Here is a 15,425-nt window from a genome sequence, read left to right on the forward strand (position 1 = left end):
TCTTGGTGGTTGTGGTCGGCGGTGAGCATGGGCGCGACGGCGGTGGCTTCCCGACCGCTGACGGGAGCGGGCTCGGCCGGTCAAAGTCACGGTGTCGCGCGCATCGCCGGTGCGGCGCGGTTCGGGGGCAGTGTGGTGGGGTCCCTGTTCGTCGCTGAGCGTCCGAAGTGACCCGTTTGCGGAGCCTATTCGTAGACGAACGCGGCGCTGAAGATCATCGCGATGAGCGCCCAGTCAGGTTGTTCCGGAGTTTCCTTTCCCTGGTTGGCGAAGAAGCCGTGCATGGAACGGGTCCAGTATGCTGCTGCCTTGACGTAGTCGACTGATTGCTCGTTCTCCTGCCGGATTTCTCCTTGTTCGACTCGCTGTGCGAGCCGGAGTAGATATGCGGCGAGTTCTTGTCGAGAGGTGATTCCTGAAAGGTCTGGGGCTGGCATCGTCACGGGATATTCCACACCTCGTCTCGTTCACGTATGACAATGGACATACCGTCGGTCACTGTCGTGAACTTCCAGGATTCGTTGATGGCTTCGGCGGCGGTTGCCATGCGGAAGGGAACGGGCGTCCCTGCCATCTGGAAGGCGACCAAGCGCCGGTTGTCCAGGGTGAACAGGTTACCTTCTCTCATGACGAGTCGGATCGCGGGGAAGTCGGCGGGGTTCAGCCAGCCCGACCTCAGGCCCGATGCTACGTGGGCGATCGTCATTCCGTCGGAGAACCGGTAGCTCACTTCGTCCTGGGAGAAGCGCACCAGGCTGGGGTTGATGCCGGGTGTCTGGTGGGCGGCGAGTCCGAACGGGTCGGACCACGTGTGGGGGTTGTCGACGTAGGTGTAGTGATTGGCGCTCGGTTCGAGGCCCAGTGGGTCCGGCGTGGTGTAACGCGCGGTCTCGGGGTCGTAGTGGCGGTGGAAGTTGTAGTTCCAGCCGGTCTCGGGATCCGCGTACTGGCCTGGGAATCGAAGAGGAATGGAGACACGGTCATCGGCTGATGCCGAGGTCACCCCCCAGAGTGTCGACCGTGCGCTCCACGTTATCCGCCCGCTCTCGTCGACGAGGTCGGTCGGCGTCCCGATCAGATCCGTGACGATCGAATAGAACCGGGCGTCAGCTTCCTTCTTTGAGTATTCGGGGTGCCGCCTGCTCTCGGTCTGCGCGATGGGGCGACCGTTCTTGTAGTCCCATGTGAGGCTGACCGAGGAGGGATTCTCTGCTTCGGTGGTTGTCTGTTCCACTAGGTCAGTGCCGAACCAGGTAAAGCCCGTCCGCTCCACCACATCGCCGGAGGCGTCAAGTCTTTCTTTCGCGATCCGGCGCCCGAGAGGATCGTAGCGATACCGCCATGTGGTGCCGTCCGGCGTGACGACCCCCGTCAGGTGGTCTTCCGCATCCCAGCGGTACCGCCAGACATCCGCCTTCCGGGAAAGCCTTGCCTTCCGCTTCAGGGTGACGCGCCCGGCGCGGTCAAACTCGTAGTGCGTCCGCCCGGCGCGGACCACGCGCATCCCCGTGATGAACCGGTCGCCCTGACTTCCGTCGTCGTCCACCAGGTCCCACTTGGCGGCGGTCTGATTGCCGGCGGCGTCGTACTGATAGCTTTCGCGCCACATCGGGGTTCTGACCTCGGTGATGCGGCCAAGGGCGTCCGGCAGGAAGCTCACCTCGCCCTCGTCGGGGCGTGTGACACCGGTGAGAACGTGGTCGGCTCGGTAGGCGTACGAACGCTCTCGCAGCGTTCCATCCCGCGTGCTCACTGCCTCACGAGCCAGTCGACCGACCGCGTCCCAGGTGAAGGTCATATCCACCCCAGGGCCGATGGTCCGGTGCGTCTCGCGTCCGGCGGCGTCGTGGGCGAAAGCCAGGGTACGGCCACCCGTGGCCAGAGCCGTTTCGCGCCCCACGGCGTCGTACGCCCAGGTGCTCGTGTGGCCGGCGGGCGACACGCGGACCAGCGGACGTCCCAGCTCGTCGTAGGACTGGGTGACGGACTGCCCGTTGAACGTCTCCCGCGATATCCGGCCGAGGCGGTCGCGTTCGATGATCAGCTCGTCCCCGGAGACCGTCGCGTGGATGAGCCGGCCGACCTCGTCGTATCCGTACGTCGTAACGAGGTCGCCCACGTCCTTCCGGACGATCCGGCTGTGCACGCCGCGGGTGAGGAGGACCGACTCTCCCGCGGCGTTGGTGCGGGCGATGAGCTGCCCGGTCGCGTCGAGGGCGTAGGTGACGGTTCGGCCGTCGAAGTCGGTTTCGGAGATCAGTCGGTGTGCGGCGTCGTATTCGTAGGACCACGTCAGGCCATGCGGTCCCGTTACCCCAACGAGCCGTAGCTCGGTGTCACGTTCGAAGGTGTAGTGGGAGCCGTCCGGGTTGGTCTGCGAGATGGGCTGGTCAAACGGGCCGTACGAGAAGCGAGTTGTGCCCCCGTGCTCGTCGACGTGGGTGAGGCAGTTGCCTTCAGCATCCCAGGTCCACCTCTGGACGGAGCCCAGCGGGTCCGTGAGGGAGACCTGGTGTCCCTCCACGGTGTAGGCGGCCCGGTGCTCGCCACCCAGGGGGTCCGTCACCCCGACGAGGCGGCCGAACGCGTCCCGGTCGTAGCGCGTTGTTTCGCCCATGGCGTCCGTGAGGGAGATGGGTAGCCCCGTGGCGTCACAGCGAACCCACGTGGTGCGTCCTGTCGGGTCGGTGACGGATACCACGGCCCCGTGCTCGTCGTACGCCATGCGGGTCCGACGTCCCTCTGGATCCACGGTGGCCACCCGATTACCCGCCGCGTCGTACGAGTGCTGCCACGCGGTGCCGTCCGCCTGCGTGACTTCCACGGGCAGGCCGAACTCGTTGTACTTCGACCGGACATGGGAACCGTCGGGGCGGGTGGTCAGGGTGACGTTGCCCTGGTCGTCGTGTTCGTGACGGGTCGTGCGGCCCAGGGCGTCGGTGCGGGCGACGAGGTGGTTGTTCTCGTCCCATTCGCGGTATGTGGTGTGGCCCAGCGGGTCGGTTTCGGCGACCAGTCGGAAGCGGTCGTTGAGCTGGTAGATGGTGGCGTGGCCCAGGGAGTTGGTCGCGGTGGTGCGCAACGCCGCCTCGTCGTAGGAGTAGCGGTACTCCAGGGCCCGGTCGGTCCCGGTGGTGTACACGCAGCGTCCCGAGGCGTCGTACTCGTACCGGTAACAGGTGCCGTTGCGGTCCTCCCAGCGTGTCATTCGGTGCTGGTCGTCGTAGGCGAACGTCAGCGGCAGCCCGGAGGAGTTGTACACCTTGGCGAGGTTGCCCGCTTCGTCGTACTCGAACGCCCGCAGCAGCGGCGTGTCCTGGGCGGACAGCAGGGTGAGGGCGGTGACCCGGCCCTCGTGCACCGCGACGCCGACCCGGTAACCGCCGGAATGCGCGACCTCGTGTGGCGAGCCCTCCTCGTCATACGTCACTTCGATGCGGTTGCCGTTCCTGTCCGTGACGGCGATCAGGGGCAGCTCGCCGGCAGGACGGCCGGGAACCGGCGCGAAGTGGAGAGCCCGGCCCCTCGCACGCTGGTGGAGAGTGAACACTCCGCCCGGCTGGCCGTCCCAGGCCAGGCTCCAGCGCGGCCCGGTGACCGGCAGGACCGGGTAGTCGGGGTCGGCCAGCGGAACGGGGTAGTGCAGTCGCATCCCGTCCTCGGCGTAGAAGTCCACCCCGTACTCGTCCAGCACCAACCGCTGGTCCAGGGTCGAGGCCCACGACCGGCCGAACCAGTGCCCGTGCCGATAGCCGGAGAGATGCTCACGCTGGAGGATCAGGGCCAGAACGCCCGGGAGTTCGAGGTCGACGTTGTGGAGCGTCATCTCGCCGGTTGCGATGTCGATCGGGTCGCCGACAAGCACCTTTCCCACTCCGCGAATGCCCTCCGCCTCCCACATCCGGCCCAGGTTCCGCAGATTGCCCGCGTAACCGCGCAGCCCGGTTCGCGCGGCGCGGAGGCCACCGCGAAGTCCCTGGGCGAGGCCACCGAGGGTGGTGATGCCCTTCATGCCCGGGATGCAGTCCAAAGCCGCAAAAGCGACGTCGAGGAGTCCGGCTTCTCCTCTGGCGTACTTGATCAGTGTGTCGGCGAGGACGACGAGGGCGGCGGCGAGGACGACCCAGGCCAGCGGTCCGCCGATGATGAGGACGACGACGCCGAGGACGGCGACGATGACCTTGCAGATCTCGACCAGGGTGTCCCAGTTGTCGGTCACCCACTTGATGGCCTTCTCCCACCAACGCCGGTTCTGGATACCGGCGTCACTCGCCTCGTCGATGTCGCGGGCACACTCGCGGGCCGCTTCCTCGCGCATCTCCTGGGCGTCGAGCGCCAGTTGGCGTGCTGCCGACAGCCGCTCCTCCGCGTCGTTCACCCGGCTCCGGGCGGCACCGGCGGCCGCCTCGGCGGCCTGCTGATCACGCGCGGCCGAACGCACATGGGCCTCGTCAGGCGGCTCGGCTCCCTCTCGCTCCCCCTCTCGCTGGAGCCGCTCCGCCTCTTCCCCCGCCCGCCCTACCCAGTCGGTGGCGTCCCCCAACGTCGACTGCGCCGAGACGAGATCCGCCTGCGCCGTGATCGCACGATCCAACGCCCGATCAGCCATGCCCTGCGCCGTCTGCAACTTCGGCCAGTAGGTGTGTAGCGCCTGACTACAGAGGCAGTAACTGTCCTCCAGCTTCGTCAGGTTGTCCGGGACACCGTCGAACTCACGGCGGAACGCCTCCGCCGACAGCCCCGCCCACTCCAGCATGGCGCGCTCCCCCGCCATGCCCCGGATTTTCGCCAACGCCTCACCGACATCGTCGGCGAACTCCTGTAAGTCGTCGGCGAGTTCACGCACCTCATCAGGGTCGCCAGGCGTCGGGTCGTGATCCATGTCCACCGGTGTCCAGTCAGGTGGCCGCACCACAACTCTCATCCCCCCTGGTCATCTACTCACCGTGACGACATATTAGGTGAGCGTAATGATCATTTCAACGAGTTGCCATAGGAGTACGTTCCGTCTCTGACACCGTATGCGCTGAGGGGGACGGTCACCGGACGTTCGCCAAGCACCGGTACAGACCGAAAACCGGGTCACCTCCACAAGCAGGAGCCGCCTGCATAGCGGTCCACGCGATGTTCCCGGCACCCCAGATATCCGAGCATGGACCATCTCCACTTGAGCGGATGTGGTCGGCACCAGGAATCCCGGCTAGGAACTGAATCGCGTGCTCTCCGCGCCCGGAGGTGGTCCGGGATCTGAGGGGCGCCGTGGTGGTTCGGGTCCCCAACAGTCGGCCTATCACAGCTCATCGTCCCTACTACGGATCACAACAGAACGCCTTCGTCCCGTTATTGCTGTGTCCGGAGGCGGAGGCCTGGGTGGACCAGGTGAATGTCGGGGTCAGACTCTCGGGGGTGGGCCAGTCGTTGACCACTGCGAGTAGTTGGAGGTAGCGCTCCCTGCGGGGGTCGTTCGCGTTCTCCAGTCGGGTCGTCAGCCGGCGGCGGAGTTTGGCGTTGTCGGGGGAGCCGAGGAGGTGCGCGTAGTGTGCCGTGAAGGTCGCGACGATCGGGTCGGCCTGGGGTGAGGCCGGGTCGAGGCCGGTGGTCAGGGCCGGGCCGACCTGGTCGCGGATGGTTGCGACAACGTCGCGTCGCGGAACGGTCGTGTCGCTTTGGGCCTGCTCGGCTGCCTGGTCCTCGATCATTCGCCGCATGGCGGCGCGGAAATCCGGGTCCAGGGACATCTCGGCCAGCTCCACCCACGCCTGGACCTGTTCCGCCTCCGGGTTGTCCGGTAGCTCGGGGGTCATCGAGCGCATGGCGCCCGCGAATGCGGGGGCCGCGTCAAGGCCGCCGAAGACGGCGTCGAGGAAGTCGTCGATCAGACGTCGGCGTTCGTCCTCGGAGAGCTGGGCCAGCCGGTGCATGAGTTCCGTCTCCTCAGGTGTGGACCCGCGCTCGGCCACCGCCGTCAGCACCGCGCGCCGTAGGCGCAGGACGCGGATCTGCACGGCCAGTGCTTCGGCGTGCGCCGCGGCGACCTCGGGAAGCGAGAGCTCGCGGTCCACGACCTTGCGGATCGTGGGGAGGTCGAGTCCCAGCTCGCGCAGGGTCCGCACGAGGTCCAGGCGTGCGACGGCGTCGATGGTGTACAGGCGGTAGCCGGCCGGGCTGCGGTCCGTCGGCGCCACGATTCCGCGATCGGAGTAGAACCGAACGGTCTTGACCGTGAGACCGGTTCGTCGAGCCAGCTCGCCGATCGGGTAGAGCGTGTCGCCGTCCATGCCCCTACCTTTGCGTCTCCCCCTACGGGAGGCTCAAGTCCGTTCGTCTGCCGGCAGGGACCCGTGACGCCGGTGGTGCGGGCTGGGCACGTGTCATGCGTCACGCGTTCAGTGGCAGTGACGGGGCTCGGTCGTCGGGTCGGTGCCGGTGTCGGTGGTGCCCAGGTCGTCGGAGTGGTTGGTGTCGATGCGTGGCCACTGTGCCGTGGGACGGCCGCCGGGCCATTCTCGCAGTGGTGGCCAGTCGGGGGCGCCGCCGAGGGTTCGTGTGGCCTGTCCGAGGTGTGGCCAGCCCCTCGGTGAGTCCTCCCAGTTCTCCTGGCGTCCGAACGCGGTGAGGTCCATGAGCGCGTAGCTGTAGTCGACCACCTCGGCCCCGCGGTGCTTGGTCCAGTACGTCTCGTAGACGCGGTCGCCGTCGCGCAGGTAGCACACCAGGTGGAACAGGCCGAGTTCGCGGCCGACAAGTAGCGAGTCGAGGGAGGGCTGGGCGGAGTACCACGGCATTGTCCAGCCCATGAAGGCGCGGTAGCGCAGGCTCTCCTCGTAGGACGTCTGCGCGTCCCCGAAGCCGTAGGCCGTGTTCCGTCCCTGACTGAACACGGCGAAGGTGATGTCGCGGGAGTGCAGATAGGCCAGCTCGCCCACGTGGCTCATCACCCAGGTGCAGCCCTCGCACTGGTCGGCGGCCGGCCTGCCGGGCCACCACATGAAGTAGTAGGCGATCATCTGACGTCGCCCCTCGAACGCGTCGAGGAGCGTCGTGGGGCCGTCGGGCCCCAGCAGCGGGCTGTCCGCGGCCACTTCGACCATCGGGAGCCTGCGGCGTGCCGCGGCGATGGCGTCGCCTTCGTGGGTGTGGGCCTTCTCCCTGGCCCGCAGCTCGTCCAACCGCTGCTCGAAAGCCGCGCGGTCGACCACCGGCGGTTGCGCCCTGCTGGGGTTCTCGGACATCAGCGGCTCCTGGAATCGCTTCGTTGCGACTAATGCGCAATCCGACCTGGCTCTGGCGTCTCGGAATATGCCAGCTGGCGCCGGGTTGCCCGGCGCGCCACCCCGGCCGGGGTCATAGCGGTGGGTGGTCCGTCCAGTTCAGGGACATGGTGTCGGGGGTGGGGAAGGTGATGGGCAGCCAGACGTAGGCGGAGTCGTTGACGAGGCCGCCGTGGGCGCCGGCCCAGCGGTCGGCCAGGTAGAGGTAGCGGTGGGGGCCGGGGAGGACGAAGGCCGTCTGGGAGTCGTGGGCGGTGGGGTCGCCGACGTCCCGCATCGGGGTCCAGCCGTCGGTCGGGCTGGTGGAGGTGGCGTAGCGCTGTTGGTTGGGGCGCCAGCCGGTGGCGCCCGAGGTCAGCATGAAGTAGACGCCTTGGCGTTTGAAGAGGGCGGGTGCCTCGCGGTGGCCGCCGGGCCAGGGGTTGGCGATCAGTTCCGCGATATCGGTGTAGTCGTCGGTCAACCGGTAGATGTGCAGGTCGTAGTTGTCGCGGGCGGCGGAGACCAGATAGCCGGTGCCGTCGTCGTCGACGAACGTGGTGAGGTCGCGGGACATGTGCCCCAGCGGTCGGAAGCTGCCGAGCCAGGTGTAGTCGCCGTCGACGGTGTCGCAGACGGCGACGGCGGCCCGGGCCTCGTGGTAGTCGCGGCCGTTCTCCTTGTGGGCCCAGAGCACGAACCGGCCGGTGGCCGCGTGGTGGATCACCTTGGGGCGTTCGAGGTTGGCCCGGGCCAGCTCCGGGTGGGAGGACTGGCTGAGCACATGGTTGCGGAATTCCCAGGTGCCGAGGTCGGTGGAGCGGTAGACGGAGATATGGCGGAAGCCGTCGTGGTCGTCGTGGCGGTTCTCGCCGAACCAGTAGTAGGCGTCGCCCACCCGCAGCACTCCGCCGCCGTGCGCGTGGATCGGCCGGCCGTCCCCGGTGGTGAACGGGGTGCCGTTGCTCGCGGTCATGCGGTCGGCTCCTGGGGACTGAGGGGGCGCAGGGTGAGCGCGAACCGGGTGGGGGCGGCGTGGAGTTGGTGGGGCGGGAGCACGCCGGGGCCGCAGGACTGGCTGCCCAGGCCGTGGTGGGCGTGGTCCAGGTTCACCCAGAGGTGCTGGTCGGGGGTGAGGTCGGTGGGGTGGTCCGCGGCGGCCAGTGCCTCGCTGGTCCAGGGGCGGACGGTGAGGTGGAAGGTGGGGTGTCCGGCGACGGCGAGCCCGGCGCCGTTCGGGTCGGTGATCGTGGCGTGCCGCACGTCGCGGCGGGCGCCGTTCTCCTGCGGCTTGACATAGGGCGTCTGGAGGGCGGTCACGGACGAGGCGAACGCGCCCACCCGGACGGCCCGTCGCGAGTCCGGGTAGGACTCGCCGGGGCCGAGGCCGAACCAGCCGACCTCGGTGAGGGTGGGTGGCAGGCCCAGCCGCAGGCCGATCCTGGGCAGCGGCACGGGCCGGCCGCTTCCCGTCCCGTGGGCCACCTCGAAGAGGTTCCTGGTGAACTGTCCCCGGGGCTCGACGCGCACGGACAGTTCGACGGCGTCCCCCTCGCCGGCGCGCCAGGTGAACGTGGTCAGCAGGCCGGCGTCGGTGGCCGCCGTGCCGGTGCGGACGGTCACCACCAGGGCGTCGTCCGCCTGCTCGACCGCCACCAGGCGGCTGGTGGCGCGGTGCAGGCCGAGGGCACGCCAGCCGCCGGCCGCGTCGTCCCCGTGCGGGGCCGCGTCGTTGTCGGTCGGGGCCCGCCAGATGTCCAACCTGGGTCCCAACAGCGGGAGTTGGCCGAGCGCCAGCAGTGTTCCCCGCCGGTCGAAGCGGGCCTGGCCCAGCGTGAAACCGTTCTCGTCCGCCGTCACCGGGGGGCCGATGAACGCGGTGGCGGGCGTGGCGACGGCCGGCCGCTCCAGGCCGGTGAGCCGGTGCTGGGCCCAGGCCACTTCGTGCTGGGCGGGCGCCCAGGGCTGGTCGGCGGCCAGCCGGGCGCTGACCGTCAGCCAGACCTCGGCGCCCGGCGGCGTCGGCTGGCGGAGGGCGTCGGCGCACGCGGTCAGCAGGTCGACCGAGGCGTGCGCGCCGGGCGCCAGCTCCGGTACGGCGAGCCGGCCGGTGGCGCGGGGCACGCCGTCCACCTCCAGTGTCCAGCGGTGGGTCAGATGACCGGTCGAGATGTGGTCGAAGCGGCTGTGGGCGGTCAGTTCGAGGGTGTCGACGCCGTCGCCGGTGAAGGTCAGCCGCAGCGGCGCGATCACTTTGGCGTACTCGACCAGCCCGGGGGAGGGGGTGCGGTCGGGGAGGAGCAGCCCGTCGGCGACGAAGTTCCCGTCGTGCAGCACCTCGTCGAAGTCGCCGCCGTAGGCGAAGAACTCCGTTCCCCGGCGCGGCCCTTCGGCGGCGCGCTGCCGGATGCCGTGGTCCAGCCACTCCCAGACGAAGCCGCCGTGCAGCCGGGGATGCCGGTCGAACAGCTCCTCGTACTCGCTGAGCCCGCCGGGGCCGTTGCCCATGGCGTGCGCGTACTCGCACAGCAGATGCGGCAGCGCGCGACGGTGGGCGTCCAGCGCCGCGTCGTCCGTGCGCTCCTCGGCCCGCTGCCCGATCCGGGCCAGCTGGTCGGGGTGGGTGTACATCTGGCTGTAGACGTCGGCGAGCCCGTGGTCGTAGTCGCCCTCGTAGTGGATCAGCCGCTCCGGATCGCGGGCCCTCGTCCACTCGGCCATGGCCCGCAGGTTGGCGCCGGCTCCGCTCTCGTTGCCCAGGGACCACATGAGGACGCTGGGGTGGTTCTTGTCGCGTTCCACCGTGCGGCGCATCCGGTCCAGCAGCGCGTCCCGCCAGCGCGGGTCGTCCGAGGGGTTGTCGCGCCAGCCGGTGAGGAGGAAGCCGTGGGTCTCCAGATCGCACTCGTCGATCACCCAGAGGCCCAGCTCGTCGCAGAGGTCGAGAAAGCGCGGGTCGGGCGGGTAGTGGCTGGTGCGCACGGCGTTGATGTGGTGCCGCTTCATCAGCAGCACGTCCCGGCGCATGGTCTCCTCGTCCAGGGTGCGGCCGGTGTCCGGGTGCCATTCGTGCCGGTTGACGCCCCGGAAGCGGACGTTGCGCCCGTTGACCAGGATCAGCCCGTCCTCGACGGTCACCGTGCGGAAGCCGACGCGGACGGTGACCCGTTCGGTCGCGGTCCGCACCGTCGCCTCGTAGAGCCGGGGATGCTCGGCGCTCCACGGCTCGACCGCCTCGACGGTCAGCTCCTCGTTCGTCTCGCCCGCCAGGCCGAGTTCGGGAACGGAGACCAGGGCCGGCTCGCTCGTCTCGACGCGGAGCGTGCCCCGGCCGGTGCGGTGGTCGTAGCCGGCGTGCACGAAGAGGTCGTGGACGCCGCCGGCGGGCCGGGCCAGCAGGGTCACCGGGCGGAACACCCCGGAGACCCACCACATGTCCTGGTCCTCCAGATAGCTGCCGGCCGACCACTGGTGCACCCGCAGCGCCAGCACGTTCCGGCCCGGCAGCACGGCGTCGGTGACGTCGAACTCGCTGGGCAGCCGGCTGCCGGTGGCGTGGCCGAGCGGCCGACCGTTGCACCAGACCGCGAAGGAGGAGTCCACGCCCTCGAAGCGCAGCACCAGTCGGCCGTCGAACTCGACCATCTCCTGGGGGAGTTCGAAGACTCGGCGGTACTCGCCCGTGGGGTTCTCGTCCGGCACCTGCGGTGGGTCGAGCGGGAAGGGGTAGACCTGATTGGTGTAGGCGGGCAGCCCGTAGCGGGCCTTGCCCCGTTCCAACAGCTCTCCGTCCGGGGAGCGCAGCCCGGCGAGCTGCCAGCAGGACGGCACCGGCAGCCGGTCCCAGGCGGCGTCGTCGAACGCCGGCTCCTGGAAGCCCCGGGCCAGCTCGCGCAGCCCCGGCACCAGCCGGAACGCCCAGTCCCCGTCGAGGGAGAGGACGGGGGCGTCGCTGGGCGAGGCGGCGCGGGGCGGCAGCGTGCCGGAGCCGGGCGCGAACGACGTCACATAGCCGGCCGTCTCCAGGTTGTCGGCGGGACGGGGGGTGACGGCGGGGGGCGTCATGGAGCGAGGTCTCCTTCGGTGTTCTTCGCGGTTCTTGGGTCTTCTTCGGTCTGCTTCGGTGTTCTTCGGCCGGGGACGGCGCGCGGCCGTCAGCCCTTGATGGCGCCGGTGAGCACACCGGAGGTGAAGTACCGCTGGACAAACGGGTAGACCAGCAGGATCGGCAGGGTCGCGGCGACGATGATCGCCATCTGGAGGGTGATCGCCGGGGGCGGCGGGGCGTCCGGGTTGGGCGTCATGCCGGGGATCGGGGAGGCGGCGATCACGTACTGCTGGAGCACCACCTGGATCGGCCACTTCTCCGGATCGTTGATGTAGATCAGGGCGTTGAAGTACGAGTTCCAGTAGCCGACCGCGTAGAACAGGCCCATCACGGCGAGGATCGGACGGGACAGCGGCAGCACGATCCGCAGGAAGATCCGCCATTCGCCGGCGCCGTCGATCCGGGCCGACTCCATCAGCTCCCGGGGCAGCTCCATGAAGAAGTTCCGCATCACCACCAGGTTGAACGCGGAGATCAGCCCCGGCAGGATCAGCGACCACAGCGAGTCCAGCAGGCCGAGCTGCTTGACCAGCAGGTAGTTGGGGATGATCCCGGCCCCGAAGAACATGCTGGCCAGCACGAGCACCAGCACCACCCGCGCGCCCGGCACCTGCCGGGTCCTGGTCAGGCCCCAGGCCAGCGTCGAGGTCATCGCCAGCGACAGGATGGTGCCGGTCGCGGTGACCAGGAACGACACCCACAGACCCTGGGTGACGACCCCGCCGGAGAAGATCGCCCGATAGGCGTCCAGGCTGAACTCGGTGGGGAACAGCACGCCTTGTCTGGCCTGCCGGGGCGAGGCCAGGCTCATCACGATCACATAGGCGATGGGGTAGAGCATCACCAGACAGATGCCGGTGATCACCAGGGCCTTGAGCGTGGAGACCGGACGCGAGGTCTTCCGCATCCACGGCGGCGGATCCTCCGCCGGGGCCCTCCGGGGCCGCCGCCTGGCGGCCGGTCTGGTCGTTGCGACGGTGTCGGCCATCAGAAGATGCCACTCCCTCCGAGACGCTTGGCCACGCGGTTGGCCCCGATGATGAGAATGGTCGCGATGACGCCCTTGAGCAGCCCGGCCGCCGCCGAGACGCCCCACTGACCGCCGGCGACACCCCGGTAGTAGACGAAGGTGTCCAGGACCTGCGCCGCCTCCGCTCCCACCGCCGGCTGTTGGAGCAGCAGTTGCTCGAAGCCGACGGTCAGCACGTTGCCGATCTGGAGGATCAGCAGCAGGGTGGTCACCGGCAGCAGCGCGGGCAGGGTGATGTTCCAGGTTCGCCGCCAGGCGCCGGCACCGTCCACGGCCGCCGCCTCGTAGAGGTCGCGCGGCACGGCAGCGATGGCGGCGAAGAAGATGATGGTGCCCCAGCCGACGTCCTTCCAGATCGCCTGGGAGACGACCAGTGCCTTGAACGTGTCCGGATTGGTCATCGCGTTGAACGGCTCGCCGCCGAACTCCTCCACCACGGCGGCGACAAAGCCGTTGCCGCCCAGCAGCTGCTGGCAGAGCGAGATGACGATCACCCAGGAGAGGAAGTGCGGCAGATAGACGATCGTCTGCACCGTCCGCTTGATCCGCTCCGACAGCAGGCTGTTGAGCAGCAGCGCCAACGCGATCGGTGCGGGGAACGCGAAGACGATCAGCAGGAACGAGATCGTCAACGTGTTGACCAGCGCGTCGCGCAGCTCCGGATCGTCCACCAGCGCACGGAAGTTGTCCAGGCCCACCCAGGGCGACTCCTCCAGGCCGAGGAACGGCGAGAAGTCCATGAACGCCACCACGTTCCCCAACAGGGGGACATAGACGAACAGGACGAAGAACGCGAAGCCGGGGAGGATGAACGTGTAGGAGACCCGCTCCCGTTTGACCCGTGCCCAGAGACCGGCCGGTGGTCGCACCTCGGGGGCCCTGGGGGTCTCGGGGGCCTCGGGGGTCTCCGCTGTGGGAGGGGTTGGGGCGGCCGCGCTCCCGTCGACCGCCGGCTCGTCGACCGCCATCTCAGCCCCGCGCCTGCAGGGCCTCGTCGTACTCACGGCGGATCTGCTCGCCGCCCTGGTTCAGCCAGGAACTGACGAAGTCGTCGAAGTCCGCGAGCGAGGAACGGCCGGAGACCACCGCGTTCTGCTGGTCGAGCAGCGCCGAGTTGAGCTGGGTGCCCTTGGTGGCCAGGGTCGAGGACGCCAGCCCGGCGATGTCCTTGGGCACCGACTGCTCGGCCGCCCGGGACGCCACCCGGAAGAAGCTCTCCGCCCAGGGCTCGGACCGGGGCGCCAGGGTGTAGACCGGATCGCCCGCGCTGACCGAGGTGTACTGGGTGCTCGGCGGGTCGGTCGGGGTGACCAGACCGTCGCGCATCTCCCAGTGCACGCCCTCGATGCCGGAGTCGACGAAGAGACGTTCCTCGCTGCCCCAGGGCGCGCTCAGATAGTCCAACACGTCAAGGATCTCCGCCAGTCGGTCGGCGTCGCCGGCCACCCGTGAGGAGACGGCGATGGACCGGCCGTGCGGCAGGTTCCGCTCCCAGCGGCAGTCGCCGCCGTCGAAGCCCTTCAGATCGAGGAAGTCCAGCCGCACGCCCTCGGTGTCCGACTGCCAGGTGTCCAGGTTGCCGCCGCCCACCGAGTCGGACCAGGCCGTGGGGTGGAAGACGGCGTTCGCCGCCGGGCCCTCCGGCTTGGTGCCGCTGAGCGCGTCCGGGTTGAAGGCGCCGGCCTCCCAGCAGCGGGCCAGAAAGGCAAGGGACTCCCGGTAGGCGTCGGTCTCGATCTTGTGGACGAAGCCGCCCCCGTCGTCCAACTGCCAGTCGCAGCCCACCCGGTACATCGCCTCGATGGTGGTCTGCAACGCGTCGTCGTAGAGCGCGATCCCGTGCACCGGCAGGCCGTGCGCCTGTCGCACGGTGGCCGCCTCGGCGAGCAGCGCGAACAGCTCGTCGGCGTCGGCGGGCGCCGGGTTGGCGCCGATCCGCTCCGCGATGTCCAGCCGGATCAGCGGGAAGATCGACAGCGGGTGCACCGGGCTGGGCACGGTCATGATCCGCCCGTCGCGGAGCGAGGACCGCCACGCGGCCTCGCGCCGGGCCGCGAGGTTGGGCCACTGGAGAACGTTGTCTCCCGAAAGCGTCTCGCTCAGATCGGCGAACGCGCCGTCCCTGATGGCCTGGAGGGCCACCGGGTTGTTGTCGTCGACAAAGACCAGATCGGGGACGTTTCCCGAGGCCAGCGTGGTGGCCAGCTTGTCGCCGTACTGCGCGGCCGGCACGAAGGTGGTCTTGATCTCGCCGCCCAGCCGGCTGTTCAGCTCCTGCCAGTACGGGTCGTTCGAGACATCGGTCGGCGGGTTGCCCCAGGTGAACTGGAAGGTCGTTATCTGGCCGCCGGACAGCGGCTTGCCCTGGTAGGTGGCGTGGTACTCGGCCGGCTGGCCGACATAGACGTCGCACATCGCCTCGTGCTCGGCGACGAAGGCCGGATCGAGCGCGGGTGCGGGCGGCGCCCTGAACGTGGGGATGTCGAACGGCGCGTCACTGCGGGCGGCACCGCCGCCCCCGCCGCCTCCGCCGCAGGCGGAGAGCGGACCGGCGAGCGCGACCCCACCGAGGGCCATGCCGACCCCACCGAGGAAACGACGGCGCGAGAGCTGAGTCATGGCGTGAGTACTCCGATCGGTCAGGGAGCCGTCGCGGCCCGCGAGGCGGATTACCCCCCGGAACGTGAACGTGCACGTCGGCTGCTGCGGGAGGCCGCCGGGATGGCTGGACGGCAGGGAGAAGCGCCTCTTTGCAGGCAATATGCCGGCGCTTCAGCGGCAGATTAGGGAGCGGGCATCCTGCGGGTCAAGAGGCGTGCGTGAACGATCACGAAAGACGGGCGCTGCGCGCGCCTTGGCCACCGGGCTTGCCGTGGTGGCGGGCGGTTGGCGGCCCGTGGGGTTGGCGGGGTGGGGCGTTGGGCGTTGGACGCAGGCGGTCTGTTGCGTGCTGGGGTGGTGGGGTGGTGGGGTGATGGGGTGATGGGGTGGGGTGCCGGGCGTGACGGCGGACAAGGGCCGTGGACCGTTGGGGCGT

The 15,425-nt window shown here is 69.3% G+C and carries 8 protein-coding genes and 1 pseudogene; all 9 read right to left on the reverse strand.

What is annotated here, in order from left to right; genetic code table 11:
- Positions 1-185 precede the first annotated feature (185 nt).
- On the reverse strand, positions 186-443 hold the full coding sequence (locus tag AOM46_RS33770) for a hypothetical protein (RefSeq protein WP_158920196.1): 258 nt from the start codon (positions 441-443) through the stop codon (positions 186-188).
- Entirely contained in the window at positions 440-4,882 is a 4,443-nt protein-coding gene (locus AOM46_RS02005) for an RHS repeat-associated core domain-containing protein (RefSeq protein WP_158920198.1), read from the reverse strand. Before AOM46_RS02005 ends, AOM46_RS33770 begins: the two co-directional genes overlap by 4 nt.
- 427 nt (positions 4,883-5,309) lie before the next feature.
- Positions 5,310-6,278, reverse strand: a complete 969-nt coding sequence (locus AOM46_RS02010; protein ID WP_107079951.1) for a MerR family transcriptional regulator — start codon at positions 6,276-6,278, stop codon at positions 5,310-5,312.
- 108 nt (positions 6,279-6,386) lie between these two features.
- On the reverse strand, positions 6,387-7,232 hold the full coding sequence (locus AOM46_RS02015; protein ID WP_062204630.1) for a DUF899 family protein: 846 nt from the start codon (positions 7,230-7,232) through the stop codon (positions 6,387-6,389).
- A 130-nt stretch (positions 7,233-7,362) separates the two neighbouring features.
- Positions 7,363-8,322, reverse strand: a pseudogene (locus AOM46_RS02020) (family 43 glycosylhydrolase); the annotation flags it as partial.
- Positions 8,223-11,315, reverse strand: coding sequence for a glycoside hydrolase family 2 TIM barrel-domain containing protein (locus AOM46_RS02025; RefSeq protein WP_067225828.1), 3,093 nt, complete (start codon positions 11,313-11,315; stop codon positions 8,223-8,225). The pseudogene AOM46_RS02020 and the gene AOM46_RS02025, both read right to left, overlap by 100 nt.
- Positions 11,316-11,404: 89 nt before the next feature.
- The gene (locus tag AOM46_RS02030) at positions 11,405-12,265 is read right to left on the reverse strand and encodes a carbohydrate ABC transporter permease (RefSeq protein ID WP_234313589.1); all 861 of its coding nucleotides are present in this window, start codon (positions 12,263-12,265) and stop codon (positions 11,405-11,407) included.
- A gap of 80 nt (positions 12,266-12,345) precedes the next feature.
- Positions 12,346-13,356, reverse strand: a complete 1,011-nt coding sequence (locus tag AOM46_RS02035; RefSeq protein WP_062204635.1) for a sugar ABC transporter permease — start codon at positions 13,354-13,356, stop codon at positions 12,346-12,348.
- Position 13,357: 1 nt separating this feature from the next.
- On the reverse strand, positions 13,358-15,007 hold the full coding sequence (locus AOM46_RS02040; protein ID WP_107079952.1) for an extracellular solute-binding protein: 1,650 nt from the start codon (positions 15,005-15,007) through the stop codon (positions 13,358-13,360).
- Positions 15,008-15,425: the final 418 nt, after the last annotated feature.

It is taken from the genome of Streptomyces sp. NBRC 109706, from assembly GCF_000974485.1.
GTDB lineage: Bacteria > Actinomycetota > Actinomycetes > Streptomycetales > Streptomycetaceae > Streptomyces.